The following is a 1,204-nucleotide window of genomic DNA, read 5'->3' as shown; positions in this document are numbered from 1 at the left end:
TTTCCCGTCCCGATTCAGGTCCAGAACCAACGGGTCGACACGGGCAGGGGGAGTGCTGGCTCCACTCCATGGGTCTGGGAGTGGATTACATAAACAGATTGGAGAACATTTACAAGTTGGATTTAAAAAAGAAAAAGAATTAAACCCATACGAAGCTACAATTCCAAGGGCCTCAGCTCCTGCTAATCCTTTCATCGCTCCAACAGCGGCACCAAACAACACACCAAAAGGCCCAGCACTTGCACCAGCCAAACCTCCACATATGGCACCACATATAGAGCCTAGAATCCATGAAAACCGCGTTACAGAAACATCCCCCAAAACTCTTGTTGAATCACAACCACAATGAGACATCAAATCCCAACTCCTTTTTTAATGCACAATGTTTAAAATGCGAACCGAAAAATACAAGGCCATCGTGCAGCAATAAAGGTTAACGAAAAAGATTCCCATCTTGAAACTACTTCTGGCGTAAGGCAAAGCGATATTATCGTTGACACTAAGTAATAATACGCAAGCTCAACACCTAGCATTGTTAACACAGACAATATCCTTATTAGCTTCTTTCGGTGAAAAATACGTTCAAAAACAAACCCATTAAAATAATAACCTGAAATATAGCACATCGACATACCGATAAGCGTGACTAAAAAATACAAAACAAACGTCGGCGCGTTGTTTTCTTTGTAGACATATAATGCTGTAAAATATTCGAAAAAACTAATCATAATTATAAAAAAAACGATAGCAAACGTTCTTTTGAAAAAATGACTTTATCAGTTACATTGCCTTTGTTATTCATCTTTCCTTCTCCTGTTTCCATCTTGAAAATTACCGAGGCTTATTTAAAAGAGTCTATACCCCACACAGCGCGAAACCTCCCCTCCCCCGGGCCGCTTCGCGCTGTCGTTTTCAGGAATTCGTGGTTGTTCAGGTCTGCGCGTCGCCGCGGCGTTTCCGAGTTACCCTTCCGAGTTGCAACTCTGTACCCAACTGAAGTATAAAAACGATGTATCATTATCTTATCAATGATCTAGCGTCCTATCAAGGGGGAACAAGAAGTTTTTTCTGAAAAGACACTCAAAGCATGGACATCCGTTGCAGCAGGCCCGCAGAAGGGGCATAAGGAAGCCAGCCTCCAATTACGCCGCACAGGCCGGGTCCATCAGGATGTCCAGCCTGCCAGGCTTCACAACGTTGCCCT

It is taken from the genome of Fretibacterium fastidiosum (assembly GCF_000210715.1).
GTDB lineage: Bacteria > Synergistota > Synergistia > Synergistales > Aminobacteriaceae > Fretibacterium > Fretibacterium fastidiosum.
Note: the sequence above shows the minus strand (reverse complement) of the source record.